Genomic DNA, 26,959 nt, shown 5'->3' with positions numbered 1-26,959 from the left:
CTTTAATTTAAAAGCCAGCATTGACAGATTAGGGGTCAATGCTGGCTTTTTTGTGTCTATTTAACGGGTTCACTTATGGTGATTAATGTTTAGACATCTAATCATTTATTGCAATTATTGTCGGCTTTTGTCAAAGTATACATAGAGGAGGAGCCTTTATGACCAATTCACAAAAGACGGCAACGGGTGCAATTTTGCTACCGGTATTTATTCCAACCGTTATCGTTACCCTATTTCTTATCGTTGGAACTCTAAGTAATCCAGAGCTTGCAGGGGAAGTATTTCAAAGCGCATTGGCTTGGGTGACTAAGACCTTCGGCTGGTTCTATATGCTGGCTACCGCGATTTTTCTCGTATTTCTTGTTTGTATCGGATTCAGTCGTTGGGGCAATATTCGTTTAGGCCCAGACCACGGAGACCCGGAATACAGTTTTCCGGCTTGGTTTGCGATGCTATTTTCCGCGGGTTACGGTATTGCTTTATTGTTCTTTGGCGTTGCTGAACCTGTCTTGCACTTTTCCCAACCACCTAATGCAACCGCCGAGACAATCGGTGCTGCTCGCGAAGCCATGCAAATTGCCTACTTCCATTGGGGTTTACATATTTGGGGTATTTACGGCCTGATGGGGCTTGTGCTCGCCTATTTTGCTTTTCGTCATGGTTTGCCGCTAGCGGTACGTTCGGCGCTTTACCCTCTGATTGGTGATCGTATTTATGGTCCTATTGGTCATATTGTCGATGTGTTTGCCATTCTCGGTACCTTATTTGGTTTGGCGACCACACTTGGGTTATCGGTTACACAAATTAATGCGGGTTTGCATTATCTTTGGGAAGACATTCCGATTAATACCACGGTGCAAATCACCGCCATTGGCTTAATCACGTTAGCCGCGATTGGTTCTGTGGTTGCGGGTATGGATAAAGGGGTGAAAAACCTTTCGATTTTGAATATGGGACTGGCTGTATTCATTATGGTGATTGTGTTTTTCGTTGGCCCAAGTATTCACATTCTTGATGCCTTCGTACAAAACACCGGCTCGTATCTGAGTAACATTGTTGAGCGTACCTTCAATCTACAGGCTTATACGCAAAGTGATTGGATTGGTAACTGGACGCTGTTCATCTTCGCGTGGACTATCGCTTGGGCGCCGTTCGTCGGTTTGTTTATTGCCAAGATCAGCCGTGGTCGTACTATCCGTCAGTTTATTTTTGGCGTGCTTGCAGTTCCGACATTATTTACCTTCCTATGGTTTGCTATCTTTGGTGATACCGCTCTGTATTTGATTATGGAACAGGGCAAGGATGTATTGATCGGCGAAGTTCAAGCGGATCACTCAGTTGCATTATTTCAGTTCTATGACTTGTTACCTTGGTCTACTTTTTTATCTGTGATCACGGTATTTTTGATAATTACCTTCTTTGTTACCTCTTCGGACTCGGGTTCATTAGTGGTCGATTCATTAGCTTCTGGTGGCGCACTAGAAACGCCAGTTTGGCAGCGTGTCTTTTGGGCGTCTCTTGAAGGTATCATTGCCGCAACCTTATTGTTGGCTGGTGGCTTAGGCGCACTGCAAACCATGAGTATTCTGGCTGCTTTGCCTTTTGCCATCATCATGTTGATTGCAGCACTTGGTTTATGGCGAGCCTTGGTAATCGAGGGTCATCGTGGGGCAGCCGTGGAGGCAGCAGCAACTCCAGGTCGAGCTTTCAGTAATGAAGGCAGCTGGCGCAAACGTTTAAGCACCTTGTTTAAGTTTCCTGGCGAAGCCAAGGTGACGCACTTTATTAAAGACGTAGTTGAACCGGCGATGGAAGAAGTTCAAAAAGAGCTGGCGATTCATGGGTGGAAAGCCAATATCACCAGAGAAGAAAACGGCGTAACTTTCCAGCTAGAGCGTGACGAAAAATTAGACTTCTATTACCAAGTTGTAGCGACGGAACATGAGATACCAGAGGCGCACAGTGAGAACTCCAAATACGATACCCATTGGCAAGCGGATGTGTATATTCGCAATGGTGCTCTGGGTTATGAACTATATGGCTGTAGTCAAGATGAAGTCATTCGAGACCTGATCGATCAGCTAGAGCAGTACTTCAACTTTGTTGATGCCGCGCCAGGGCAATTGCCTTGGAATACGGTTTCTTAGACATAGATCTAGTAAAAAAGAGCTAAGCAAAAAGCCAGTATTGACTCAACAAGAGTGAATGCTGGCTTTTTCATTGGCTTCACTTTAGCCTGCTATGCGAGCCAAAATGTTATCTTTGAACCAAAAGCGGTGTATTAGTGCCATTGCTATGTGGCCTATCATTAATCCTGCCAGTAGCCATGAAAGAGGGCTGTGTAATAGATCGGCAGGAGCAACCATCCACGCAATATGACGTTCTGCTGCAGGCAGCATGGTCATGCCATATAAACGTATTTCATAGCCCTCACCATACTGACGTAGTAGTGCAAAGGCAGGTAGAAAAAGCAGTAACATATAAAAGGCCATATGTACCAAACTTGCAATCCTTCCACCTAACCCTGGCGCTTTTGGTGGGCGTTGTTTTCTGTTTAGCCATGTCCAATATAAACGAACAAGGGTGACGACCAGAATCAGCAAACCTAGTGACCCATGTGGGCCTATGCTGTCTAAGAATAATGTAACTGTATTTTTTCCTGTTCCTCGCCAAGCTAGTACTACAGAGAATTGTAATATGACGAGGGCTGCGGTAAGCCAATGTAACGTACGGCTGACTCTTCCGTAGTAATTTTGACTGTCTCGCCATTTTGTATCACTTTGATTTATGATGCCTGTGTTTTCTATATGAAACGTCATTGAATCTAGAGCTCCCTAATTTTTTAACCTTGTCCTGAAGTTTGTAACTCATGCTAGCGGTTAAAAAGCTTTGTATAAAAGAGCTTGATTATAACGATAATTGTTATCATTTGAAGGCGTTTGTTGTGGAAATTATGACACTAAAACGAGAGTCTAATGAAAATTAGGCTCTCGTTTTAGTGTTTTGAAAGGATGGCAGAGCTAGCTAACTACCGATTCAGGCACGATGACGCTTAAAGATTGAGGTCTGACGACCACTTCTAGCTTCTCTGCTTCACGCTCTTCGCCATCCACTACATAGTGACCAACTTGGCTTATATCCACTGTGACACGCTGTGCAGAACGGTGAAAGATCCCATTGTTGCCTTCAGGGCTATTGCTGTCTTCTGGTAATTCGCTGTCTTCGTTTCTGTCACCCATACCTAGCATGGCTAATTCTGCTAAGTTTAATATTTGCATGCGTTCTGGGTCTAACCAAGTTAAATCCAATTCGCCATCCATGATATTCGGCACACCTTTACCTTGTGCTAACAAAGTGGTGATTGGCGCTGCGTTAGCAATGGTTAAACTCGGAGTTTTGATGGTAAACGGCTCTTCGTTATTGAGCTGCACAGTAAACTCATAGACATCGTTTTGTCCGATGGCTTCCCATAAACCTTTCAAATAGGCAAGTTGCCCGCTAGTGTTCTTTTTACTACGATCGGCTTTTTCAATCATTTGTTGTTCAAAGCCAACACCAGCCAGTAATAGCATTAATTCGCCATTGCAGGTTGCGGTGTCGATGCGTTGCTCGCAGCCGTCGATCAAATTCAAGCAGATCGTTTCCAGTGGGGCGATTTTCGACATAGTGCCGCACAATACATGGCTTAACGCGTTAGCGGTTCCAAATGGAATAATGCCCAACTTGATATTTGTGCCTACCATTGCGGCAGCAACCTCGGTGACGGTGCCATCGCCACCGCAGGCAATGATCATATCTGGTGAGGCTTTGACAGCTTCTTTGGCTAGATCAGTACCGTTTATTTCCGGTGTTGTTGTTTTTACCGTGATATCAAAATAGGCAGATAAGTAACGCAAGATCAGATCTTGTTGCTCTTCCCATTGGCGCGTACCAGACACTGGGTTGGCGATTAACCAAGCCGAGTTATGAACCACTAGCAGCTTATTATCCAAAGCACGTTTCAAATACTTAAACTGGCGCTTATTCAAACGAGCTGTTTGGCGTATTTCACGTATTTTATCCATGATATCGCTGGGTGACGATTTTGGATTCTGGCTGAGCAAATACGCCGCCATCATAAACACCGAGCGGCCACGGCCCAAAGCACAATGCACGACAACGGAACGTCCCGTTTTACGATGCGTATGTATCCAGTTTAGCGCACGATGTATTTGGGTATCGGAGGGAACTGAATGGTCAAGAATAGGGACGTTCAAATAATCCACATCGGCTTGGTATGACATCCAATTCAAAGAGCTGAATTCAGCCGTTACATCTAATACTGCACTGATGTTCTCGCTTTTGATTTGGTGAATATCAGAAGGAAACAAACGTCTCGCAAGGTATAAACCTTCATCTATTTTTTGTAACGCAGGAACAGAGTCTGTGCTTCTCGCCCAGCTGTTATAAAGTTGTGTGCTCCATAAAAATGGCATAAAGACCCAACGAACATACATGGGTACTGTGCCATCGGAGCGTTTGCGAAAAATGGTGGGTTTGTTAAGAAGGTAGGCAAGGCTGACAGTGAAAAAAGACAGGGCGAACCATGCCCAAGCTAGCTGAAAGTAGACATTGTTGGTCATAATAACCAACAAAATAAAGACAGCGGTGACCAATAAATAGTAGTTTGGTTTAAACAATACAACTCTCCTAGAGTCCAGCCATAGTCTAAACAGAGTAACACACCACCTTTTAAAATAAAGGAAGAGGATTGTGAGAATGCTGTAAAATAATCCTAATATATTTATTAAAGCTTCATTTTTGTATTTCTTTTAAGAGACTTTTGGATACTTCCAAACCGGCTGGAATATCGACAAAAAGGTTAAACTCTTTTTTCGAACTTTTCTCCAATTCAATCAGTAGCATTATTGCACTGTCGGCGAGCTCTACACCTTTGGCAAGTAAAAAATCACCGTGATGATTTCTTAAGTCTCGAGATAGTATCATCCCTGCCGTAAGCTGCTGAGAAGCAACACAATGATCATCGATAGAGTGTTCGATTTTCTGTGTAGATAAACAAGACTTTAGTGCTTCAACGGCACTGGTGGAGTAATAAGTGCCTGATTTTGAAATCAAATAGTCCATAGCATCTTGGTGTGACAATGTGGTTTCCCACATGCGCCCTGTGATTAGCTCAACATAGTCATTGGCGACGGTTAATATTTGCGCCGACTTTGGAATGGACGCCTCTTTCTCTCCTCTTGGGTAGCCTTCACCGTTTAGGTACTCCTTATGATGAAGAATAATGTCTGCGACCGGAACTAAAGGGCGAATATTTTTCAGTAATGTCGCTCCTTTCAATGGATACTGTTTGTACTCGTGTTTTTGTTCTTCTGATAACAAAACATAAGGGGTAAAAAGCAATTCATCAGCGAAGCTCATTTGGCTCATATAGCGCATTTTTGCCGCTCTGGTAAGATGAATTAGCTCTCTTTGGGGTAAGTTTAATAACTCTGCCATGTCGGTTACTAAGCTGATTATATCGGGTACATCCACGCTCGATCTTGGCGTACGCATGTCTAAAAGATTGGCAAATAAATCGATCGTATTTTTATAGTTTTCTTGTAATGCTGCATTGATCTCAATGATTTTTTGCGTACGTTCTTTTACTGTTGCTTCTAATGTTTCATTCATTGCGGTGAGTTTTTCGTTCTGCGAAGTAACCAAAGACTGTAAGTGCTCATTTCTTTTCTTGAGGTTTATGGTGACAAAAGCATCGTGGACCAGCGTTTGTAGCTTTTCATCGTCCCATGGTTTTTCAACATAATGAGAAATTCTACCTAAATTTATCGCATCGGAAATGGCTTCCATATCCGCATAGCCAGTTAATAAGATCCGTATTGTATTTGGATGTTTTTCTGCTGCAATGGCCAAAAATTCAGGTCCTGTCATCTCTGGCATACGAGCATCTGAAACAATCACATCAATGGCTTGCTCTTTTAAAACCTCAAGACCTTCTTGGCCGCTATTAGCAATAAATACATCACAGTTAGCCTTACGAAATAAGCGTTTTAAAGAAGACAATACGTTCTTTTCGTCATCAACTAATAATAAGCTAGGACGGGTTTCCATCGCGTCTAGATTTGATGCATCGTTGCTCATTTTATACCCTCCATTGATCTGGTTGAGCGGGCGCCTTCATAAGGTAGCCAAATACTAAACTCCGTGCCTTTGCCCAGTTCACTTGTTACATCAATCGTGCCTTGGTGGTCTTCAATTATGCCATAGGAAATCGATAGCCCTAACCCTGTACCGACACCAACTTCTTTGGTGGTAAAAAATGGATTAAAGATAGATTTCAAATTCTGTTTATCAATACCGCTACCGTTATCTGATACTTTAATTCTTGCACCGTCAGCGCTTTCGGCGAGATGTATGGTTAGTTCCCCGTGCTCATTCATAGCATGGGAAGCGTTGACAAATAAATTCAAAAACACCTGCAAAAGCTCACCGCTATTTCCCAAGATCGGCTGCACTTCTTCAATTTGCTTTTTCACTACACCCTTAAACTTTAGTTCATTACTGGCAAGTTTTAATGCTTCATCGATAATTTGATTGAGGTGGCAGAATTCTTTTTGATGATCCGACTGACGAGAGAAGCGTTTTAAGCCGCCAACGATATCGATAATTCGTTTTACGCCCTGTTGTGACTCATTTAATAGGTTTTGTGTATCTTCTATTAAGAAATTCATATCGACATCGTTCCATGCCTTATCGAGTGCTTTTGCCGCATTTTTTATGTTTTCATCAGTGGACTTGATCGATTCATCTGTCAGGGTTTTAGACGTTTCGACATACTCGATAAAGTCAGCAATATAGCCGCCCAAAGAACTTATATTACTTTTGATAAAGCCCATTGGATTATTTATTTCGTGAGCAATCCCTGCTGATAACTGGCCTACAGTCGCCATCTTTTCGGACTGAACAAGTTTCTGTTGTGTTTCTTTTAAGGCTTCATTGGCACTGGTGATTTCCTCATAACTCGTTAACAATTTATCTTCCTGATATCTGTGTTCCAGAATGATCGCGAGCTGTTTGAAGCCTGTTTCAAATACATTGAAAACTTGGGTTTGTTTGTCTGTCAGCCCTTGGCTAAACAAAAAAACGATGCCGCAAAGATGATCTAGGCTAATGATTGGCAGAGCTATGACGGTATCAATGTTTTTCTCGTCGATAACTAAGTCTATTATTTGTAGATGTGTTGCTTTTCTTTCACGAATGAGCGGCTCTATCTCAGCAATGATATTTCCCACTTCATCACTTTCTATTTCTAATGGCTGCCCTTCATGTTGATCAGGGTTTTTAAGTAGCGGAGAGTGAAAATCAGATTGATTATTATCAAAGGGAAAGTGCGCAAACGTAGCAAAGGAAATGTTACTTAAACGCATCATATCGTTGACAATCTTGGGTAGAAAATCACGAAGGCGTAGCCTTTCCAAACCATAACGACCGATGTGGTTAAGAAACTTATTTTCCTGCACCGCTGAGTGAAGAGAATTGACACTTTCTTTCAACGCGATATTAGCAAAATGAAGCTCTCTGCTTTTTTGCTCAAGTATAGATTCTGCTTGTTTACGTGCTTTACGTTCTCGCTGAAAAGCCGCTTCGTATTCCATAGGTATCTCCGGATCTAGATTCGCTCTACGAGTAAAGAGCAATGATCTGCCCCTTCATTCATACAGCAAGTATGTTTAATGATAACGGGAGTACCAAAGCTTTCAGCGGCTTGATGTACAAGACCTATGGCCAATAAACACATTTTACGAGGTGATTGATAATAAAGAGTGACGCCGTTTTCATGTTTTTCAGTAACAAGAATTTTCGGTGTTAACGCATCTGGATACAGCTTATGAACTTCCACATGAATCACTGAATCCACAGCGCCAAGCAGCGACCAAAGATCAGGAAAATTCATCATTACAGGAGGCAAGCTGTGTGCTAAGCCCTTGTATAGATAACGGCCAAATGCCTCAACTAGATCTGGAACCGGGACCGAGCTGTATTCTGACAAAGCAACAACAAGGGATAAAATCTCTTGGTCGTCGTAATTGTTTGCACTGGTATAAATACCGCCACTGGGCAAATCACATTTTTCCAGTAACGTTTCCCAACATTCCATACCAAATTGGTCTTCGATCATTTCTTGAAAGTGAGTAAAAACGGCGCCTTTCATGACTCTTGTCCTGTCTCTTTGTGTTAGTAATAGAGTAGACAAAAAATGCAAAAACTCTTACAGGCAATTGGTTTAGGTGCGTAATTTTTTGTTGGACGTTAAGGTGCTTAACGTAATGAAAACAGGCGTTTCATATGATTTTGTGGGGATTTAGCATTGTTCTGGAGGTATATAGGAAGGGAAACGTACCGAGCCAGATACATAAAGTATCTATCTGGCTCTGGGTGTTTTAGAGGCTATGTTTAACTACTAACAATTAGATCGTTCAAGGCTTTGGAAATCAGATCTTTTTTCACCAAGGTACGTTTAACTGGTTTATCAAACCAAAAATCCATTGGTTGATCAAAACCGATGCCGTGCATGTAGTTGTAGAGCGCTTTACGCAGTCCGTCACCCAGCATGTCATGATCTGTGCCGGTTGGATCAGTGAAATCCACGTCGTTTTCTGCGAACAAAATATCGGGGCGTTCCGCGAGAGTGATGCCGTATTCTTCCGGATTAATACCAATCGGGCTGTGTGCAGTGGCTGCGAATCTGTGCCAGAAGGCCGATTGGAAACATTCTTGAGCCATCATCTGACGCACCATTTCTAGGGCATCAATGGTTTCTTGCTCGGTTTGTGTTGGGAAGCCATACATCAGGTAGGAATGAACCAGAATACCCGCATCGCTGAAGGCTTTGGTTACACGTGCCACTTGCTCGACGCTCACGCCTTTTTTCATCAGTTTTAGCAATCTATCAGACGCTACTTCAAGACCGCCGCTTACAGCGATACAACCAGAATCCGCTAAAAGCTGACAACGCTCTGGCGTAAACGTCTTTTCAAAACGAATATTGCCCCACCAGCTGATTACCACGCCTCGTTCGATTAAACGTCTTGCTAAAGCAAACAAGGCTTTTGGCGGAGCTGCTTCATCGACAAAGTGGAAACCGGTCTGTCCGGTTTCTTCGATCAATTCTTCTATACGATCCACCAGAATATCAGCACCTGCGGCATCGTAGCGATCAATGTAATCCAGCGTCACATCACAAAAGCTACATTTACGCCAGTAACAACCGTGAGCAATGGTCAGCTTGTTCCAGCGGCCATCGCTCCAGATGCGGTGCATCGGGTTGAGCATCTCACACAAGGACAAGTATTCGGTTAAAGGCAAACCATCGTAAATAGGCGTGCCGACATCTGTTTGGGGAATATCGTGCAGCTCCGCGTTTTCATTATAGTGAACGTATGATTCGCCGTTCTCGTCTTCTGAGAGGAAGTAAGTACGTACTAACTCATCTATTTTGCGCTTGCCGTCAAAGAATTCCAGCAAGGTCATAAAAGGGCGTTCACCATCATCCAGACAGATAAAATCGACAAACTCAAACACGCGAGGATCTTTTAGCGCACGCAGCTCGGTATTAATAAAACCACCGCCCAATACAACAGGGAGATCAGGATTGATGGCTTTACAAGTTTGTGCAATACGTAGCGCACCCAGCATATTACCGGGGAAAGGCACGGTTAACGCCACGACGCTGGGTTGAGTTTCTTCCAGATATTGCTCGACCAACTGCTCTAGAATCTCAGAGCTAAAACTCGGTTCGCCCATCAGCGTATTGTAGAGGTCATCAAAGCTTGGGTTGGCCGCCGCCAAACGCTCGCCATAACGGCTCACTTCAAAATACGGGTCAACGCCTTGAGTAATCACCGCGGACAAATCATTAATAAACAATGTAGCGAGATACTTGGCTTTATCCTGTACGCCAAGATTACCAAAGGCGGTTTTGAGTATATCGCCGGAAACTTCTTCCATCTGAGCGATGGCATCGAAGGCTGGGCCTTCTGGCAAGAAACGACGAGAGATAATTCGCAACGCAAGGCTGGAATCTTTGCCCTGTAAAAAGCGAATCGCAGGTTCGACGCAAAGACGATAACGATCGAACTCTGCCAAAAAGATAAAGATGGCATCAGGCAATTCGTCGTCTTCAAATGACTCGAAGTTCTCTTCCACATGCTGACGGATAATATCCAGCGCAGGCGCTGTCATCATCTCAAGAAAAAGCTCAATAGCAGGGTCTCGCTGCACCGCCTCATAGCCCCGAGAGCGCAAAAAGCCAGTCAAATACGCCGTCGCTGGATACGGCGTATTCAGTTGCGTCATGGGTGGGGTCATCAGAAGAACGGTCATAGCCTGCCTTTAAAGTAAAACCTAATCATAATCTGGCGGATTCTAGCACTTAAAGAAGAGTAGAACCCTTAAAAAATGATGTGCTTGCGGTGATCAATAAGCTGGATATGGAATGATTTTGGTAACATTAATCATTCAAAATGAAGGAAACCGAGTTTAGACGGTAGTTTTTTCATCTGACCCTGATGGAGCCTTATGTTAGAGTACGCGCCGTTACAGGTTGCTGGCGTGATGTCAGCAATAATAGGGAAGTCAGTGCAACTCTGACGCTGCCCCCGCAACGGTAAAAAAGTCAAACTTTGCCAACAAGCCACTGTGGTTCACCATGGGAAGGCGGCAAAGCCTGCATTCGCAACTTTTGAGTCCGGAGACCTGCCTGTAACTGGGGGTTCTGCGTAAGTTGGAACCAAATGTCACCACTGTGCGGGCGTGCTCAGTGCAACAGTAGACTTTATTATGAAAACTCAATGTATTTCCCCAGCGTTCACGAGAACCCTCGTGGCGTTTAGTGTTGTGTCCGCCGTTTCGGCTCACGCAGAGACAACAGCAGATTCATCGTCGACCTTATCGCCTTTGGTGGTTACAGCAACATCTACTTCGGTCAGTGTGGCGGATTCGCTGTCATCTGTTACGGTTATCAATCGTGAAGAAATCAAAGCTCAGCAAGCGCAAGAAATAAGCGAGCTACTAGCGGCGCAGCCGGGTGTAGATATCAGCTCGAATGGCGGTTACGGAAAGACCACTAGTGTTTATATGCGCGGTGCTAGTGCAGAATCTACTAAGTTTTTGCTCGATGGTATTCCTTTGTATTCTGCGACATCCGGTGGCGCGCCATTTGAAAATATTCCGACATCTTTGATTGATCGTCTAGAGATCGTTAGAGGTCCTAAAGCTACTTTGTATGGCGCCGATGCGGTAGGCGGCGTGATTCAAGCGTTTTTGCCAGAAGCCGATGATGATGCGCACATGAATGTATCTGTAGGTGGTGGCTCGTTTAATACAAAAACTATCGATGCGACCGTGTCTGGTTCCAGTGATAACACGCAATACCTTTTGTCAGCAGGCAAGTTTGAAACCGACGGTGATATTGTTAAAGAAGGTGAGGGAGCTCAGGGCTACCGCAACGAAAATATATTGCTCAATGTTGGACATGATTTTAGCAGTGGTGCGCGCATCAGTGGTTTGATTATGAATAGTGAAGGGCGAAATCACTATGTCGGTGACGAAAATGATTACCAAGTGCAGGTGATCGGGTTGAGCGTCAGCCTTCCAGTAACGGAAAATTGGGATACAGAGCTGAAATTGTCTCAGACTCGCAACGACAGCAAAACCATTTCTTCAGAGGATAAGTACAACACTAAAACTCAAACTGCTCGTTGGAGCAACACTATTTCGGCAGGTGAACATGAGTTTGTGTTGGGAGCTGAAACCTCTGAAGACAAGGTCGACGTCACCAGCTACCAAGCACCTGATCGCAGTAATAATGCGGTGTTTGCCCAGTCTCAGTTTGATTTTGGGGCAACCAATTTGCAACTTAATATTCGTCAAGATCATAACAGTGCTTATGGTGATTCGACGACAGGCGGTGTGGCTGTTGGTTACAAGCTTGATGGTATACATACTCTACGTGCAAGCTACGGGACCGCTTTCGAAGCGCCAACGTTTAACGATTTATACTATCCAAGCAGCGGTGACCCAACACTCAAAGCGACGAAATCTAAAACTGTAGAACTGGGCGTTCGTGCCGATTATGACAATATGTACTGGGACGCTGCGGTGTTTGATGCATCCTATGGCGATATGGTTATCTGGTCTAATTACACAGGGTCTTGGGCGGCTTACAATGTGGATTCTAAAGTCCAAGGTGTTGAGCTGTCTTCAGGCCTAACATTAGAGCAATGGCAGTTAAAAGCGGCATTAACGTGGCTAGACGCAAAAGATGACGATACGGGTTTTCAGTTGCCTAAACGTGCCAAACGCAGTGCCCGTTTAAGTGCAGATCGCTTATTTGAAAAAGGACGGGTTGGTGTGACATTAATCGGAGCGGATGGTCGAGCTACAACATTGGGCAGCTCTGAAACGTTGGCAGGCTATGTGACGATGAATTTGCGCGCTAGTTATGACTTTGCCGCTGATTGGAACGCTGAACTTAGTGTCAAAAACGCCCTTGATAAAGAGTACCAAACGGCAAAAGGCTACTTTAGTCCGGGTCGTGGCGTGTTCTTAACCCTTAACTATTCGGCATTTTAATGGCTAACCCGATGCGTAGTTTGTTGTCAATATCGGCTTTATTGCTAAGTGGTTGGGCATTCGTGTCCAACGCGTTGGCTGATCCTATCTGTGTGGTGGATGATCGCGGGCGAGATGTCTGTATTGATCATGCGGCAATGCGCATCGCGGCGTTATCACCTGGCGCCACCGAGCTGATTTATGCTGCTGGCGCGGGGGATAATGTGGTTGCGGTGGTGTCTTATAGTGATTACCCAGAAGCTGCAAAAAGCGTTACCTCAGTGGGCAGTCATACGCGCTTAGATTTAGAGCGTTTGATCAGCCTACAGCCCGATTTAATACTGGCTTGGGGAACCGGTAATCCAACCGAGCAAATCGAAACACTAGAACGCTTGGGGCTACCTGTATATTACGTAGAGCCCCATGAGTTCGAAGACATTGCTCGTAATATCGACAACTTGGGCGCACTAGCTGGCACCTCACAACGAGCCAAGGAAGAAGCAAAGCGCTTTCGTACTGGCATTGATGTTTTGCACGAACGTTATAAACAGGCCCCTCGGGTCAAAACCTTTTATCAAGTTTGGGATGAACCGCTAATGACGATGAATGGCAGCCATTATATTAGCAAGGTGGTCGACTTATGTGGCGGCGATAATGTGTTTGCGGATTCGCCGCGTTTGATTCCTCGCCTGAGCCAAGAGGCGGTATTACTGAAAAATCCTGAAGCCATCATCGCAGGAGGTATGGGCGAACGAAACGCCAACTGGCTTGAAAAATGGCGAGTGTTTGCCGATTTGTTAGCTACGCAAAAAGACAATCTGTTTTTTGTGCCGCCATCGTTGATTCAGCGGCCAACGCCGCGATTATTAGAAGGTGCACAAATACTCTGTGAAAAACTGGATATTGCCCGTGCTCGACGCTAAGACTCGCCACCCGACAAACCGGCGCTCGTTGATATTGCCGCTTGGGATATTAATGTGTGTGTCGATGCTTAGTGTCGTGTTTGCGATCACCCAAGGCAGCGTCAACTTATCGCCTTATGCTGTTTGGCAGGCTTTGCTTGGGCAAGGCTCGGGTCTTAATCAAACTCTCGTATTAGAGCTGCGCTTGCCTCGTGTTATGGCGGCGTTTGCTACGGGCGGTTTGTTGGCAGTGGCGGGAGCTTTGATGCAGATCCTCCTTCGTAACCCATTGGCAGATCCTTATGTGTTGGGGATTTCAGGTGGCGCATCTGTGGCAGCGCTGGCGGCGATTTTGCTTGGAATCAGCGGTTTTTTGATGTCAGGCATGGCGTTTCTCGGCGCGGTTTTATCTACTTTATTGGTATTTGGTTTATCTGCTCGCTTGGGTAATACGGCGACTATGCGGTTGTTACTAACTGGCGTGGTGATTGCTGCAGGTTGGGGTGCGTTGATTACGCTTATGTTGGCCCTCGCGCCGCCCCATAAAATCCCTGGTATGTTGTATTGGTTGATGGGCGATTTATCCTACGCCAGCACGCCATGGTTAGCTTGGCTGGTATTGGTTCCGACCTGCTTGATTTTAATGCCGCTCGGGCGCAGCCTCAATGTGTTGGCTCGTGGGCCTTTGCAAGCAGCGGCACTTGGCGTGAATGTGAAAAGCCTCGAACGCTTTGTTTTTTTGTTAGCCAGTCTACTGACCGCGATTGCAGTGACAACGGCTGGTAGCGTTGGTTTTGTTGGTTTGGTTATTCCACACATGCTGCGTATGGTTCTGGGCAATGACCAGCGACTGATTCTGCCCGCGAGTGCTCTAGCTGGCGGTTGTTTGGTAACACTTGCAGATACCTTGGCACGTACCGTTATTGCCCCAGAGCAACTGCCTGTAGGCGTCATCACCGCGTTGCTTGGGGTGCCAACCTTCTTGTATCTATTACAACGGGGGCGCTTATGACCAAGCTGAAATTAACTCAATTGCTGGCGGCGATACCTAATAAATCCCCCCAACCAACGCATGCTTTGTCATTAACCTTTCAAGCTGGCCAAATGTGGGGAATTTTGGGGCCAAATGGCGTTGGAAAAACTACCTTACTGCATACTCTGGCAGCTTTGAAAGCGCCAGCATTAGGCACTATTGAATTAAATGACCAACCTATTACCGAATTGCATCGCTTAAGACTTGCGCAGCAAATTGGCATTATGTTTCAAGAGCATCAAGATGGCTTCCCTGCGAGCGTGCTGGAAACTGTCTTGTTAGGACGCTTTCCTCATTTATCGCCTTGGGAAATGGAGAGCGAACAGGACCTAGCGCTAGCGCACGCGGCGTTAGAGCGTTTGGACTTGGCGGAGTTTGCACAACGGGCGTTAAACAGTTTATCGGGTGGGGAGCGACAACGTGCAGCGTTAGCGGCTTTAACGGCGCAAGCGCCAGATGTATGGCTGGTGGACGAACCGACTAATCATCTAGATTTGCATTATCAAGTCGCGGTGATGGGTTTACTCGCAGAACAAGCTAGCATGGAGAAAGTGGTTGTTATGTCACTGCACGATGTAAATGTTGCTGCTCAATGGTGCTCTCATGTACTACTTTTGTACCCAGACCGTCCACCGATCTGGGGAAAAGCCGCTAGCTTATTAACTCAGCAAAATCTAGAACCGCTTTATCGCCAGAAACTGGCCATGACAGAACTAAACGGCAAACCACTATTTGTGCCAATAGCCTAATTTACTCAATAATTGGTTTGAGATAATCAGGGCCAAGTTGCTGCATTTGGCGTTCAACCCAGTCGACCCTTTCGCGAAGATAAAAAGTTAAATCATTTGGGTTTCGAGTTCTTGGACTGGGTAATAGCACGGCCAGTCGTGCCGCTTGATTCATGGTGAGCTTGCTAGCGGAGCGGCCAAAATAATGCTGGCTGGCGGCCTCAACTCCGTAGATGCCTTTGCCAAATTCTGCGATATTTAAATACACTTCGAGAATGCGTTTCTTACCCCAAAGGGTTTCTAGGCCGATGGCTAAACCGGCTTCTAGGCCTTTGCGAATAAAGCTTCGTCCCGACCACAGAAAGAGATTCTTTGCGGTTTGTTGGGTAATGGTGCTGGCGCCGCGTAGTCCGTCGCCATCGTCGTATTGGTCGAGCGCTTTACTGATCGCTGTAAAGTCGACACCAAAGTGATTCGGAAAACGTTGATCTTCAGACGCCACAACCGCCAGCGGCATATAAGTCGGTAACTTATCAATGCTAATCCAAGTATGCTTGACCGGATACTGGCTTTGCAGCATAAACGCCGTAGTCGGTGGCGGTACAAACCGAAACAACAATAAGACGAGAATGAGAAATAGCAAAAAACGCCAAACAACAAACCAAATCCTACCGAATATACCTTGTTTACGCTTTGCCATTCATTGTCTCTTAATAGTTTTAATGGGGCTTTCTAGCCCGCAACAAGCATAAGTATAAACAAAAAAGGCATCGGTCTCCTTTAATTCTGACAAGTGGGCTCATCATGAAAAACTTGAATGGCAAATTGAGAAGCTTGGAAGTTTATTATTCCTTTACATCTGACTGTCTTTAATTCTGTTGCTTTATTCCTGTAGTATGCGCCCACTAACTTTTAACTATATATAAAACAATATCTTACTTTAGATCATCGCAATAAGGGCAACATCAAATGGCCGATTTTAAAACCCACGTTACCGTGGCTGCCATACTCTGCACACCATTGGCAGCAAGCACGTTTATTATGGGCTTTGCCAACATGAACGAAGCCATTTTTTATGCTTTGGCTGGAACACTGGGTGGGTTACTGCCGGATATCGACGCCGATGATTCCGCTGCGATTCGATTGGTATTTCGACTGTTCGGCGCATTGGTGGCAGGTCTCGCCATTGCATTCGGGATGGACAAATTGCTTCATTGGCAAATACTCGCCTTAGCGATAGTCAGCTACCTAATCGTGCGCTTCCCAATACAATTGGGGTTTGAACAATTTACCATTCATAGAGGCACGCTACACAGCCTGCTGGCCAATATTATGTTTGCCATTCTTGCTGTGCCAGCGGCGTATCACCTGTTCGCTTTGCCAGCGAAAACCGCGTGGGGCATTGGTGTTTTTGTATTTCTTGGTGCGACCATTCATCTGGTTCTCGATGAGTTATACAGCATCGAGCTGTCTGGGATGCGTATTAAACGCTCGTTTGGTACGGCAATGAAACTCACCGACTGGGGCGAGCCGCTGACTTCAATCCTGTTAGTTGTTGGTTGTGTTGTGGGCTACTGGCTCAGTCCAAGCGCGGAAGCTTGGCTCGATGCTTTTGCTTGGTGGCCGGAGTCAGAACGTTTGGCTGAGTGGATAAAGCAGGGACTGAATGAGTTTAATCACTTGTGGAGCTAGAGCTCATAACATTACGGTTTCACTTTTAAGTCACCATCAAGTTGAGCACCAGCCATCATCTGCTTTGCTACATGAGGGTGAATTGGAGTTAATCCAGATTTCATTCCTAATGGCTTGAATACTTTATCGATAATACTCTGCATTTGGCTGCCTTTGTCTTGCTCGATATCGGTCAAGGTGCGACGGCTAACGCCAACTAATTCTGCGTAGCGAGTTTGGGAAAAACCAAGTACCTCTTTGCGAAGACGTTTTAACATTTGCCCTTGGGTGATTTCACCTAAAAGATGTTTTTGTAAAAGTGCTACGAGTAAAGCTTGGCGTTGTTCAGCTGTCATGCTCATAAAAGTCCCCAGCGATTGAGTTTTGCTTCTAACCATTTAATTTGGATAACCTCTAAGATGCGTTCAGGAACCCCTCTTGCTTCTAAGCGTTGTTGTAACCCAACAAGTTTGCTGGCTGTTTCTTTTAACGCCGACAGCGATGTTTCACTTGGACACAAATCGTTAAGTTCTTCAGTAATAGCTTGCCAACGATATTCTCCGCCTTCTTCAAATGGTGAGCCCCATTTTGTCGTTCTAGTAACACCTTCAGGATCGACCTTCATTGGTGCAAAGTCATAAATAGGGGATAGCCAAATATTATTCGGTTTTTTGAGCAGAGCTGTATTTCGACCATGGTTATCTGAGTTGCCGAAAGCGATATTGAGCAAATCGCGTGTTAACCAATCGCACAAAAAACGTTCAGCATCAAACTCTGTTGATCGCTTTTGTAATAAGTTACAAACAGAACGGATGACCTCAAAATGGTTAAGGTAGCTTCCTGCTGGTTTGTTTAGCACAGAAAAAATAGACTCCAAACCGAAGCGCTCCCAGTTATTCCCATTCCAATGCGTATCAAATCTAGGTAGCCAAAGAGAAGGGTATCGACTTCCCTCCTGTAGTTTCATGTTTTCCGTGCTGATCGTATTAAATCCCATCGCTGTTAGCTCATGGTAAAAGTGATATTCCGCTCGCAAAATATCACAATCATCTTGCGTTTTTCTGCCACGAGGAAACTTCACTAAATAATAGGCATCGGCAATATCATGTTGTTCTTGAAAGGTATCAATCCAAATTTCTTCATGGTCAGAGCAACGTAATAACAGCTTAGGCGCTTCTCCACCTGCGCCTGTTGCGCCGCCACTAATGGCTCCCATTTCTTGAGCATATTCTAAAAAGCTAGAGTCGCGTTCGACCACATCATTTAAAGTGAATTTTCGAAGATGAAGGGTTGAGTCAGCAGGCAAACTCGGGAGGGATTCTTTTATTCTCAAGTTGCCTACTGGTGCGATAGTGCCTTTTGTCAATAAGACACTGTCTTGTTCACTAGAAGAAAGCGCTTGAAGCCCCCAGAAATCAATTAAATAGCGGCGGGCTGCGCCAGCAGGAACGATATCTTCTAAAAAGCCAAACCAATGATCGGCTTCATGCTCAATCATAATTTGTACGGGTAGCACTAAGCTGCAAGCATGCTCATCATGAAAGTCTAACCATTCAACAGCATACTCGAATTCATAACCAAGGCGACTTGGACTAGCGACGCCTTTTTCAGGACTGAGTAGCTTTAATATGGCGATATCGCGCCATTGTTGTTGAGTCAGAGCTTGAATCGTGAGTGCTTTCATTGAATGCCTATATGTGCATAGTTTTGCTCATTATAGTCATTGGAAGTGGTTTTTGAGAAATTAATTGCTCAAAAATGTCGGTAAAAGTTATTTTTGAGCACAATGTTGCTCATTTTGTATGGCATAGATTGGTTCACAGCTCACTTTTTGGGATATGAATAAGTGGCTGTCGATACATGAAACAGGTTAAGTCGTTCAACCATGCAAGACTGGCTTATGAAGACATAACCCAGTCTGTGGCTTCTTTCTTACGCTTGAACACCTTGATGTCTGCCGAGATAAACCAGCTGATCATACGGATAAGTCGGTTTTGCCAACGACTCTTCCCATAGATGGCAATGCGATTAAATTCACCGCCGAGTCGTTGGCTTAATAAAAACTCCGACCAAGCGCTTTTCATGCTCCAGTCTTCAAATTCACTAATATCGACTAGCAATACCGCGTATGGGGAATGGATAGAGTAAAGCGCTGCTTCTAGCTTAGGCGTAATGTTTTCAAAATCCATATCACTTGGGTGGCCCGATGTTTTAATGTTAAGTAACAGCTTGTCGTTATAACGTTTTGCATTCAGTGATACACCGCTCTCGTAGACAGACATAACTCGCTCCTGAGCCGTTTTAATTGATACTAATACTGTAAAACAAAATGGCCTGTTTGAAAGTTGATTAACTCAGCATTGATAGTCAGCAAGCAGCGTGAAATTTACGCTTTTTGTCATGATTGTCAGCAAAGACAATAGAAAAAGGGGATACCATTAACGGTAGGAGGCTAAACGAGTCTTTTTCCGTTCGACATCACGCCAAGGAAAGCGACTTTTTTGCTTGGCGTTTGCAGCGTTCAGAGCAGTATTTTACCTGCTGCCAATCGCGTTCCCACTTCTTACGCCATGCAAATGAACGCTGGCAGATTGGGCAAGTTTTTTCGGGTAAATGCGGTTTTTTATGAGTCATAGCTATATTTACGTAAATGACACTAGATTGGGATCAGTTAAAATCGTCGATCCAATTTAAGTCGCTTGCTCAGACAGCGCGAGGCGCCGGTGCTGCAGGATAACCAGCAAAACCAAAGCTCCTACTGCCAAGCAGAATGGAAACAGTACCGTGGTAACCGAGTAGGCTTCGAGCGCCACAACGGAACACACATTACGTAAAATTATAATAATAAAAAAAACACGACTTTCTTCAAAGGGGCGATGGTAGGCTTTGCGGAAGGTGGGGCCAAAACCTATCATATCGACGGTGGTCAGAATTACCACTGTCCACAAGGGATCATTGGTGATGTACCACAGCGGTAACGACGCCAACGCCACGATTAAAAAGCCCCAATCCAACTTGCTGATAGTGGCATCGCCACGCTTTATATACGCCAGAATGGCAATGAAAATCGTAATAAAACCTGACAACCCAATGGGCCATGCGCCCATGCCTCCCTCGGCTTCCAGTTGAGCAAAGAAAATGATGGTGGTGGTTATGCCCCAAATCACCCACGAGAACACGTGAGGCTTTACTTGGCCGCGTAAGATCAGCGCAATGTAAGGCACAAAGCCAATGATCGCCAACACAATGGCGATGACACTAAAAATAAGCTTTATATTGAAATCCATCTGCCTGCCTAGCTCCAACCATCATAGTAAAACTTATTCTACCGACTTCATCACGAAACAGACGGGCAAAACACGTCAGATTTGCACTGAAACAGGTCGTTTAAGGTAAATCGGTTAGATATAAATAGTACTCGATAGAGTACGCATAGCAACCTAGTCCGATGTAGCGTTGGGAATGAAGCCCAAAGTCGAGATATTCAACTTTATTGAGATGCTCTACAATCCGATTATTAAACGAACGATGAAAGGCGAATAACCAAATGAGCCCATTGGAAATGGAAGCGGAGCGCACCTTAGTGGGAAAAGGTGTGCTGTTATGTTTAGCGGCGATGTTGGTATTCGCGTCACAAGATGCCGTGACGAAAATCCTCGTGCAGGATATGTCCGTGGCGCAAGTGGTATTAGTGCGCTATTGGGTATTTGCCTTGTTTGCTATCGTTTGGGTGTCACGTACCAGCACCATTCGTCATGCATTGCGTTCTGTTCGCCCTAAGTTACAAGTATTACGCTCCTTATTATCCATCGCTGAGATTGCGATTTTTAATCTGGCACTGCGTTATCTTGGCTTGGCAGAATCCCATTCGTTGATGGCGGCGTTCCCATTGATGGCGATTGCCTTGGCGGCCCCCATTCTAGGAGAACGGGTAAGCATGAAATCTTGGTTGGCGGTTTGTGTCGGCTTTGCCGGAACGCTCGTTATCCTTCGGCCTGGGCTGGACGTTTTCAAACCTGAGTCATTGATACCATTAACCGCCGCCCTGTGTTTTGCCTGCTACCACGTGGTGACTCGACAGGTGAGTTCAGCGGGTGATGGCTTTCATACCAACATATTGTATATGGCGTTGATCGGCTTCGTGTGTGCAACCCTCTTTGGTGTGACAGCATGGCGAGCACCAAGCATGCAGGAATGGGGGTTATTGGCCGTTATCTCGATTATGAGTGTCGCCGCGCAGCTATTGTTAGTGAAAGCGCTAGAGTATGCGCCAGCCTCGGTATTACAACCGTTCAACTACAGCTTATTGGTGTTTGCTACCATTATTGGCTTCTTAGTATTTAGCGAACTTCCAGACAGATGGACCATTGTAGGAGCGGGCATTGTCATTGCCAGTGGACTGTACGTGATCTACTTACAGCGTACTCGTGAATAGTATTTGATCTTCCCCGAATTCTGGAGATATATGCGTGGAACTTCATAGTGGTCAGTTATATACGTTGTAGCAACACGGCTCCTTTCAAAGAGGCTACTTGATGTAGCTGATTTGCTTAGGAGTTTTTTTGTACTCAAAGAAAGTTATAAGCCACTAGGGGCGCGGGTAAAAAAAGCTTTCGATCAGACTATCTTGGTTATTTTACATCCTACCTGAAGGTTCTTTATCATTGACTGATTGTTGTCGGTTGCAATACGTCGGAGTCAGTACTAAAGTTGATCCTGTAGAAGGGCTTAACATATGACTCATTACTGGATTGTCCATATGTTCTCACGCTACCAATGATTCGCCAGTGACATCATTGTTGATGGTTAGACTAAACATTGTTTAGTCACCCTGACCCCAAAGAGCTAAAGGGCTGCCACGAACTATCATTTTTCATTTTAAAAAGAGCATGATGCTCTTTTTTTTATACCTGATTTATATCACTACGAAGACTGTCCTTGGTAGATTTTCTATTGGAAGGACTTTATGAAAGGCCTAATTTTTATCTGCCCCCAATTTGTCGTGATAAAGTTAAATCGCTCAATGAGGAGGGGGTATGAAGTCCTCAGATGAAATGTCGTACTTAGGCAGCCTAACGTTGGCTTACTATTTTGGCTGGGTCATTTACTTAGTAACAGCTATTTCCATGTATGTATGGAAAGCTAGCCACTTGGAAACCACAGACCTTGAAGCCTTTTCAATGTTTTTTATTTTGATGTTTGTAATTTGTATTATTACCTCTGCAATCAAAGATCAAAAAGGCTTGATTACGAAAGTTCTGGTTATGCCAGAATCTACTTGGGTGATGGTCGTTATGACAGTGGTTAGCTTCTTGTTGTCAACCAAAGTAATTGGGTATGTAGAAGATTTCATATACCCCTTTGATCAGGTGAAAGAAATGACTGTTTTTCAAGCACAACTAGAGCAGGCCTATCTTGTTGATTATCCACAATATAGTAAGAGTGAAGTATTGTTAGTCAATTTGACTTATTTCGTAGATGCTGCGATGGCCATCAACGTTTTGAGCTTAGCCAGTTGGGTTCAAGTTAGCGTGTTTTTCTCTTTAGCTGCCATACTATCAATTCGCTATAAATGGGATATGATCGTCTCGAAATGGGATGACTTACTCGATAGGTTTTGGCGGGATTAAGATTAATTTTCATCTGCCCCAAATCAATTTATAGAGACTGTACATGTTGATTAATTTACATTTAGCAAGGGTTCTAAACTGATCAAAAAAGCCCTTGAGGGAATCAAGGGCTTCGAAGAAGAGCTAGACATTTCCACTTATACAGTTACCGCCTCGGCGCGCCACTTCTTTGAATGTTTACTTAGGCCTAAAGTTATCCCAGATTTAATCTCCGACTGTACTAGAGATGATGTATTAACAAATTTAATGTGAGTTAGGGCAGATTTGCCTTCTTTAAGGACTAAGTTTCCAAAGAGCGCGTTGCTAAAAGAACTGCTAAGCACACGAACACCATCAAAATCGAATACTGTGGAATCTTTTTCCTGTAGCGAAGGCAAAACACAATCTTTCAAAAAAGCCAAAGCTTTCGTTCCATCTCCACAGACGATGCCAAAGAGATCTTGCATTTTATAAGTATTCATTTCCTTTCCCCGCTATTCGAATAAGCTACTTAAGTCTTCCTGCTGTTCTTCTTCATCGAGATGAAGAACTTCTCTTTTTATTTCTTCGAGCAGTATTTCGAAAGACTCTAGCTGAGCCCTATTGAATGATAAATGAACAAAAGTTCCAACTGTTTTTTGGTTAATTTTCGTTGCCTTTCCAGATGAAACGAGGCCATTTCCTGAAATAATTGTGAAATCTCCGCCAGCACGTATTGCTAGCATGGTTAGAAAAGTTAGTCCGACACCTGCGTTATCAGGTAGTCCACCATACACAGCGTTACTAGTTCCTGAAGCTGTAAGTTTGCTGGATACTTCTCCTTGAAGAGCAAGCTGGATAGCATCAATATCGTTTGACAAATTAGAACCATAGCTTGATCCACTTTCAATGAAACTTTGCTTAATCCCAATTCCGTCATCAAAAATTGCCACTTTTGCTACACCTTTTGATAAGTAGTATTGCGATATCACAATACCTTTGCCCTTGGAGTGCTGCTGAATGTTTTTAATTAATTCACTAACAGAGTAGGCAATTGCTTCAAATGCACCTTCTGTAGGAGGCTGATCCGTGAAATCATCCTGTGAGCATGTCTCACCGATTACAGCTTCAGCTATCTTTTCACTAAGGCTATCTGCGAGTCCGGAGGATTGATTGCTTATTTCTGCTGCGGGGTGGAATTTGCCTGCAGCACTATGTCGTTGGAATTGTTCAGGGGTCTCGATACCAAGACAGTTAAAGAAGTCAATTCGTTGTAAATAGCTAAAACATGACGCAGATTGAGCGTCAATCTCAACGATTATTTCTTGTGAGCGCCACTGTTGAATTCTGCTAATTAGGAAAGCTAAAGGTCCAATTTCAATAAAAGATAAGTCATTTAGATCTACAATAATTGTGCTATGTACAGATGATTCAGGTAGATAATTAGCCAACTCTTCTAAATCGTCCTCAGTTATAGAGTTGCTAAGTTTTATGGGTCCACTAATAGCCATTAATTCTGTCCTTAGTCTTAAAATTAAATTTGATGGAAGGCTTATATTTTTACAAATACAAAATTTAAGGCGCCTAATGCGCCTCGTCCCAATTATCCCCCACCCCAGCTTCAACCAACAGCGGTACATCAATCTGGCTGCTATTCTGCATAATATCGACGATTTTTGCTTTCGCTGCGTCGATGTCTTTTTCAGCCACTTCGAAGATGAGTTCATCGTGTACTTGCATGATCATTTTCACGTCTAAGTCGGTTTCCGCTAGCCAGTCGTGCATTTTGATCATGGCGCGTTTGATGATGTCGGCGGCGGAGCCTTGCATCGGGGCGTTGATCGCGGTGCGTTCGGCGGCTTGGCGCATCATGGCGTTTTTCGCTTTGATGTCTGGCAAGTACAGTCGGCGGCCGTAGATGGTTTCGACATAGCCTTTCTCTTTCGCGCCTTCGCGGGTGTTTTCCATGTATTGCTGTACGCCTGGGTAACGTTCGAAGTAGCGTTTGATGTATTTGCCTGCTTCTGGGCGACCAATGCCAAGCTGTTTCGCTAGACCAAAGGCAGACATGCCGTAGATCAAGCCGAAGTTGATGGCTTTGGCACGGCGGCGCTGTTCTGTGGTGACTTCTTCTAAGCTGACTTCGAAGACTTCCGCTGCGGTGGCTTTGTGCACGTCGGCGTCTTTGGTGAACGCGTCTAATAAGCCCGTATCTTGGGACAGGTGAGCCATGATGCGTAATTCGACTTGAGAGTAGTCGGCAGCCACTAACTTGTAGCCTTTAGGCGCGATAAAAGCTTGGCGAATACGACGACCTTCGGCAGAACGAATCGGGATGTTCTGCAAGTTCGGATCAGTCGACGACAAACGGCCTGTCGCGGTAATGGCTTGGTGGTAAGAGGTATGAATGCGGCCGGTTTTTTGGATCATTTCTGGCAGTTTGTCTGTGTAAGTGGATTTCAACTTAGACAGGCTGCGGTGTTCCATGATCAAGCGTGGCAGTTCGTAGTCTTGCGCCAGTTCTTGCAAGATAGGTTCAGCGGTGGATGGTTGGCCTTTTGGCGTTTTTTTGATAACTGGCAAGCCTTGTTTTTCGAACAAGATAACTTGTAGCTGTTTCGGCGAGCTTAGGTTAAAGCTTTCGCCCGCTTGTTCGTGGGCTTTGATTTCCAGTTCTTGCAGTTTGCCCGCGATTTCGGTGCTTTGCAGGTGCAAGAGTTCTGGGTCGATCAAGGCGCCAGTTTGTTCCATTTTTGCCAAGACGGGAATCAATGGGCATTCGATGTCTTTAAAAATGCTGACCAATTCTGGCGTGGTTTCGATTTTTGGCCAAATTGCTCGATGCAAGCGCAAGGTGATGTCGGCGTCTTCCGCAGCGTAAAACGCCGCGACCTCTAAGTCGATTTGGTTAAAGGTTTTCTGCTTAGCGCCTTTGCCGGCGATGTCTTCAAAGCTAACGTTGGTGTGGCCGAGGAACTTGCTGGCAAGGGTGTCCATGTCGTGACGTGAACTTACGGAGTTGTACACGTAAGACTCCAACATGGTGTCGTAAGCGATGCCGCGCAAGGTGATGTCGTAGTTGTTTAGTACGTTGGCGTCGTATTTTAGGTGTTGACCGACTTTCGCTTGGCTGTCGTCTTCAAGCCAAGGTTTAAGTTGTTCTAGCACCCAAGCGCGATCTAGCTGTTCTGGCGCGCCTTCGTAATCGTGAGCCACTGGAATGTAAGCCGCTTCGCCCACTTCTACCGAGAAGGACAAGCCAACCAGTTCCGCAGCCATGTAGTTGAGGGACGTGGTTTCTGTGTCAAAAGCAACCAGCTCAGCGGCTTGGATTTTTTCTAGCCATTTGTTGAAGCTTGCTTTGTCTAAGACGGTTTCGTAGTTGGCTTCGATGTTGGATTTAACCGGTGTTTCCACTTGGCCATTTTGCTCTGAGGAAGCATTGCCTACTGTGTCGCTGGCGGTTTCTACGCTTGGCGCTTTGTCTAGGTCAGATAGCCATGTTTTGAATTCCAGCTTGGCGAACCATTCGCGTAAGGTGTCTTTGTCGGCTTCGCCGTTCTTCAATTCTTGTGGTTCGAAAGGCAGTTCTACGTCGCATTTGATGGTCGCCAAGGTATAAGACAGCTCGGCCATCTCTTTGTTGACTTCCATTTTTTGCTTCATGGTTTTGGAACCACGGAAGCCCAAATCAGCGATTTCGTCTAAGCGTGTGTAGATGTCTTTGATGCTGCCCAAACCTTGCAACAAGGCAAGGGCGGTTTTTTCGCCAACGCCCGGTACGCCTGGGATGTTATCGACCTTGTCGCCCATGAGTGCGAGGTAATCGATGATGAGTTCTGGTGGAATGCCGAATTTGTCTTTCACGCCTTGGATGTCCATGACGGTGTTGTTCATGGTGTTCACAAGGGTGACTTTTTCGGTAACCAGCTGTGCCATATCTTTATCGCCAGTGGAAACCACTACGTCGCGACCCGCTTCGCCCACTTGTTTGGCAATGGTGCCGATGACGTCGTCGGCTTCTACACCATCGATGATAACAAGCGGCAAGCCCATGGCTTCCACCATGCGATGAATCGGTTCGATTTGTGGGCGTAGGTCGTCAGGCATCGGTGGACGGTGTGCTTTGTATTCGCTGTAGATCTCGTCGCGGAAGGTTTTACCCTTGGCGTCAAAAATGATCACCATAGGGGAGTCTGGGTAGGTTTTGATTAGGCTGCGGATCATGCTGATCACACCGCGCGTGGCGTTGGTTGGGTGACCGTCGCTGGTGTGCATCGGTGGAATCGCGTGGAAAGCTCGGTAAAGGTAAGACGAACCATCTACCAGAACCATTGGGGATGTTTGTGTTGTTGAATCCGTAGCCAAAATAGAACCTCTTTGTGAATCGGCAAATATGAGGTCTATTCTATGTGTTTATGTGGG

23 protein-coding genes and 1 riboswitch are annotated in these 26,959 nt (G+C 45.0%); of the genes, 8 read left to right on the top strand and 15 right to left on the bottom strand.

What is annotated here, in order from left to right:
* Positions 1–158: 158 nt before the first annotated feature.
* Positions 159–2,147: a BCCT family transporter gene (locus BUA59_RS04430; protein ID WP_072838522.1), complete on the top strand. Its 1,989-nt coding sequence runs from the start codon at positions 159–161 to the stop codon at positions 2,145–2,147.
* Between the two features lie 84 nt (positions 2,148–2,231).
* On the opposite strand, the gene BUA59_RS04425 is transcribed toward BUA59_RS04430, so the two are convergent.
* From BUA59_RS04425 to BUA59_RS04400, 6 genes are all read right to left on the bottom strand, one after another.
* Positions 2,232–2,819: a cytochrome b gene (locus BUA59_RS04425; RefSeq protein ID WP_072838521.1), complete on the bottom strand. Its 588-nt coding sequence runs from the start codon at positions 2,817–2,819 to the stop codon at positions 2,232–2,234.
* A 201-nt stretch (positions 2,820–3,020) separates the two neighbouring features.
* Positions 3,021–4,679, bottom strand: coding sequence for a diacylglycerol kinase family protein (locus BUA59_RS04420; protein ID WP_072838520.1), 1,659 nt, complete (start codon positions 4,677–4,679; stop codon positions 3,021–3,023).
* A gap of 115 nt (positions 4,680–4,794) precedes the next feature.
* Entirely contained in the window at positions 4,795–6,141 is a 1,347-nt protein-coding gene (nosR, locus tag BUA59_RS04415; protein WP_072838519.1) for a response regulator c-di-GMP phosphodiesterase, NosR family, read from the bottom strand.
* A complete protein-coding gene (locus BUA59_RS04410; RefSeq protein WP_072838518.1) occupies positions 6,138–7,655 on the bottom strand; it encodes a sensor histidine kinase in 1,518 nt (505 codons plus the stop codon). Before BUA59_RS04410 ends, nosR begins: the two co-directional genes overlap by 4 nt.
* Positions 7,656–7,669: 14 nt before the next feature.
* On the bottom strand, positions 7,670–8,212 hold the full coding sequence (locus BUA59_RS04405; protein ID WP_072838517.1) for a heme NO-binding domain-containing protein: 543 nt from the start codon (positions 8,210–8,212) through the stop codon (positions 7,670–7,672).
* 242 nt (positions 8,213–8,454) lie between these two features.
* Entirely contained in the window at positions 8,455–10,383 is a 1,929-nt protein-coding gene (locus BUA59_RS04400; protein ID WP_072838516.1) for a B12-binding domain-containing radical SAM protein, read from the bottom strand.
* Positions 10,384–10,583: 200 nt separating this feature from the next.
* Positions 10,584–10,777, top strand: a riboswitch (cobalamin riboswitch).
* A 62-nt stretch (positions 10,778–10,839) separates the two neighbouring features.
* Between BUA59_RS04400 and BUA59_RS04395 the strand changes: the two genes are divergently transcribed.
* The 4 genes from BUA59_RS04395 to BUA59_RS04380 are packed head-to-tail and all read left to right on the top strand — an operon-like array spanning position 10,840 to position 15,296.
* Positions 10,840–12,633, top strand: a complete 1,794-nt coding sequence (locus tag BUA59_RS04395) for a TonB-dependent receptor domain-containing protein (protein WP_072838515.1) — start codon at positions 10,840–10,842, stop codon at positions 12,631–12,633.
* On the top strand, positions 12,633–13,535 hold the full coding sequence (locus BUA59_RS04390) for a cobalamin-binding protein (RefSeq protein WP_084122150.1): 903 nt from the start codon (positions 12,633–12,635) through the stop codon (positions 13,533–13,535). The genes BUA59_RS04395 and BUA59_RS04390 overlap by 1 nt, the downstream gene beginning before the upstream one ends.
* A 52-nt stretch (positions 13,536–13,587) precedes the next feature.
* Positions 13,588–14,526 (top strand): FecCD family ABC transporter permease, encoded by a 939-nt coding sequence (locus BUA59_RS04385; protein WP_072838514.1) that lies wholly within the window; start codon positions 13,588–13,590, stop codon positions 14,524–14,526.
* Complete coding sequence (locus BUA59_RS04380) at positions 14,523–15,296, top strand: ABC transporter ATP-binding protein (RefSeq protein WP_072838513.1); 774 nt, start codon at positions 14,523–14,525, stop codon at positions 15,294–15,296. The genes BUA59_RS04385 and BUA59_RS04380 overlap by 4 nt, the downstream gene beginning before the upstream one ends.
* A gap of 1 nt (position 15,297) precedes the next feature.
* Here BUA59_RS04380 and mtgA read toward each other — a convergent pair whose 3' ends face one another.
* On the bottom strand, positions 15,298–15,975 hold the full coding sequence (gene mtgA, locus BUA59_RS04375) for a monofunctional biosynthetic peptidoglycan transglycosylase (RefSeq protein WP_072838512.1): 678 nt from the start codon (positions 15,973–15,975) through the stop codon (positions 15,298–15,300).
* A 269-nt stretch (positions 15,976–16,244) separates the two neighbouring features.
* Here mtgA and BUA59_RS04370 point away from each other — a divergent pair, with 269 nt between their 5' ends.
* On the top strand, positions 16,245–16,967 hold the full coding sequence (locus BUA59_RS04370; RefSeq protein WP_072838511.1) for a metal-dependent hydrolase: 723 nt from the start codon (positions 16,245–16,247) through the stop codon (positions 16,965–16,967).
* A gap of 11 nt (positions 16,968–16,978) precedes the next feature.
* Here BUA59_RS04370 and BUA59_RS04365 read toward each other — a convergent pair whose 3' ends face one another.
* The 5 genes from BUA59_RS04365 to BUA59_RS04345 form a co-directional block, all read right to left on the bottom strand.
* Positions 16,979–17,308, bottom strand: a complete 330-nt coding sequence (locus tag BUA59_RS04365) for a helix-turn-helix transcriptional regulator (RefSeq protein WP_072838510.1) — start codon at positions 17,306–17,308, stop codon at positions 16,979–16,981.
* Positions 17,305–18,630, bottom strand: coding sequence for a type II toxin-antitoxin system HipA family toxin (locus tag BUA59_RS04360; protein ID WP_072838509.1), 1,326 nt, complete (start codon positions 18,628–18,630; stop codon positions 17,305–17,307). Before BUA59_RS04360 ends, BUA59_RS04365 begins: the two co-directional genes overlap by 4 nt.
* Positions 18,631–18,844: 214 nt before the next feature.
* Entirely contained in the window at positions 18,845–19,228 is a 384-nt protein-coding gene (locus tag BUA59_RS04355) for a SpoIIAA family protein (RefSeq protein WP_072838508.1), read from the bottom strand.
* A gap of 196 nt (positions 19,229–19,424) precedes the next feature.
* Positions 19,425–19,580, bottom strand: a complete 156-nt coding sequence (locus BUA59_RS04350; protein ID WP_072838507.1) for a DUF2256 domain-containing protein — start codon at positions 19,578–19,580, stop codon at positions 19,425–19,427.
* Between the two features lie 56 nt (positions 19,581–19,636).
* Positions 19,637–20,233 (bottom strand): hypothetical protein, encoded by a 597-nt coding sequence (locus tag BUA59_RS04345; protein WP_072838506.1) that lies wholly within the window; start codon positions 20,231–20,233, stop codon positions 19,637–19,639.
* Positions 20,234–20,493: 260 nt separating this feature from the next.
* Here BUA59_RS04345 and BUA59_RS04340 point away from each other — a divergent pair, with 260 nt between their 5' ends.
* Both BUA59_RS04340 and BUA59_RS04335 read left to right on the top strand, forming a co-directional pair.
* A complete protein-coding gene (locus BUA59_RS04340) occupies positions 20,494–21,381 on the top strand; it encodes a DMT family transporter (RefSeq protein ID WP_072838505.1) in 888 nt (295 codons plus the stop codon).
* A 601-nt stretch (positions 21,382–21,982) separates the two neighbouring features.
* Complete coding sequence (locus BUA59_RS04335; RefSeq protein ID WP_072838504.1) at positions 21,983–22,576, top strand: hypothetical protein; 594 nt, start codon at positions 21,983–21,985, stop codon at positions 22,574–22,576.
* Positions 22,577–22,713: 137 nt separating this feature from the next.
* Here the strand turns inward: BUA59_RS04335 and BUA59_RS04330 are convergent, their stop codons facing one another.
* The 3 genes from BUA59_RS04330 to polA all read right to left on the bottom strand — a co-directional run bounded on the left by BUA59_RS04330 (position 22,714) and on the right by polA (position 26,869).
* Positions 22,714–23,037, bottom strand: a complete 324-nt coding sequence (locus BUA59_RS04330) for an STAS-like domain-containing protein (RefSeq protein WP_084122144.1) — start codon at positions 23,035–23,037, stop codon at positions 22,714–22,716.
* Between the two features lie 12 nt (positions 23,038–23,049).
* Complete coding sequence (locus BUA59_RS04325) at positions 23,050–24,045, bottom strand: hypothetical protein (RefSeq protein ID WP_072838502.1); 996 nt, start codon at positions 24,043–24,045, stop codon at positions 23,050–23,052.
* A 73-nt stretch (positions 24,046–24,118) separates the two neighbouring features.
* A complete protein-coding gene (gene polA, locus BUA59_RS04320; protein WP_072838711.1) occupies positions 24,119–26,869 on the bottom strand; it encodes a DNA polymerase I in 2,751 nt (916 codons plus the stop codon).
* Between the last annotated feature and the right edge of the window lie 90 nt (positions 26,870–26,959).

The sequence above is a fragment of the Marinomonas polaris DSM 16579 genome (genome assembly GCF_900129155.1).
Classification (GTDB): Bacteria; Pseudomonadota; Gammaproteobacteria; order Pseudomonadales; family Marinomonadaceae; genus Marinomonas; species Marinomonas polaris.
Note: the sequence above shows the minus strand (reverse complement) of the source record. Positions and strands in the feature narration are given on the sequence as shown.

What these genes read in the sequence shown, in the direction of transcription:
- BUA59_RS04335 (WP_072838504.1), top strand. Translation starts at nt 21,983, where the DNA reads ATGAAGTCCTCAGATGAAATGTCGTACTTAGGCAGCCTAACGTTGGCT.
- BUA59_RS04430 (WP_072838522.1), top strand. Translation starts at nt 159, where the DNA reads ATGACCAATTCACAAAAGACGGCAACGGGTGCAATTTTGCTACCGGTA.
- BUA59_RS04345 (WP_072838506.1), bottom strand. Translation starts at nt 20,233, where the DNA reads ATGGATTTCAATATAAAGCTTATTTTTAGTGTCATCGCCATTGTGTTG.
- BUA59_RS04340 (WP_072838505.1), top strand. Translation starts at nt 20,494, where the DNA reads ATGAGCCCATTGGAAATGGAAGCGGAGCGCACCTTAGTGGGAAAAGGT.
- BUA59_RS04380 (WP_072838513.1), top strand. Translation starts at nt 14,523, where the DNA reads ATGACCAAGCTGAAATTAACTCAATTGCTGGCGGCGATACCTAATAAA.
- BUA59_RS04330 (WP_084122144.1), bottom strand. Translation starts at nt 23,037, where the DNA reads ATGAATACTTATAAAATGCAAGATCTCTTTGGCATCGTCTGTGGAGAT.
- BUA59_RS04395 (WP_072838515.1), top strand. Translation starts at nt 10,840, where the DNA reads ATGAAAACTCAATGTATTTCCCCAGCGTTCACGAGAACCCTCGTGGCG.
- nosR (WP_072838519.1), bottom strand. Translation starts at nt 6,141, where the DNA reads ATGAGCAACGATGCATCAAATCTAGACGCGATGGAAACCCGTCCTAGC.
- BUA59_RS04390 (WP_084122150.1), top strand. Translation starts at nt 12,633, where the DNA reads ATGGCTAACCCGATGCGTAGTTTGTTGTCAATATCGGCTTTATTGCTA.
- BUA59_RS04425 (WP_072838521.1), bottom strand. Translation starts at nt 2,819, where the DNA reads ATGACGTTTCATATAGAAAACACAGGCATCATAAATCAAAGTGATACA.
- polA (WP_072838711.1), bottom strand. Translation starts at nt 26,869, where the DNA reads ATGGTTCTGGTAGATGGTTCGTCTTACCTTTACCGAGCTTTCCACGCG.
- BUA59_RS04385 (WP_072838514.1), top strand. Translation starts at nt 13,588, where the DNA reads ATGTGTGTGTCGATGCTTAGTGTCGTGTTTGCGATCACCCAAGGCAGC.
- BUA59_RS04400 (WP_072838516.1), bottom strand. Translation starts at nt 10,383, where the DNA reads ATGACCGTTCTTCTGATGACCCCACCCATGACGCAACTGAATACGCCG.
- BUA59_RS04365 (WP_072838510.1), bottom strand. Translation starts at nt 17,308, where the DNA reads ATGAGCATGACAGCTGAACAACGCCAAGCTTTACTCGTAGCACTTTTA.
- BUA59_RS04405 (WP_072838517.1), bottom strand. Translation starts at nt 8,212, where the DNA reads ATGAAAGGCGCCGTTTTTACTCACTTTCAAGAAATGATCGAAGACCAA.
- mtgA (WP_072838512.1), bottom strand. Translation starts at nt 15,975, where the DNA reads ATGGCAAAGCGTAAACAAGGTATATTCGGTAGGATTTGGTTTGTTGTT.
- BUA59_RS04370 (WP_072838511.1), top strand. Translation starts at nt 16,245, where the DNA reads ATGGCCGATTTTAAAACCCACGTTACCGTGGCTGCCATACTCTGCACA.
- BUA59_RS04350 (WP_072838507.1), bottom strand. Translation starts at nt 19,580, where the DNA reads ATGACTCATAAAAAACCGCATTTACCCGAAAAAACTTGCCCAATCTGC.
- BUA59_RS04325 (WP_072838502.1), bottom strand. Translation starts at nt 24,045, where the DNA reads ATGGCTATTAGTGGACCCATAAAACTTAGCAACTCTATAACTGAGGAC.
- BUA59_RS04355 (WP_072838508.1), bottom strand. Translation starts at nt 19,228, where the DNA reads ATGTCTGTCTACGAGAGCGGTGTATCACTGAATGCAAAACGTTATAAC.
- BUA59_RS04360 (WP_072838509.1), bottom strand. Translation starts at nt 18,630, where the DNA reads ATGAAAGCACTCACGATTCAAGCTCTGACTCAACAACAATGGCGCGAT.
- BUA59_RS04410 (WP_072838518.1), bottom strand. Translation starts at nt 7,655, where the DNA reads ATGGAATACGAAGCGGCTTTTCAGCGAGAACGTAAAGCACGTAAACAA.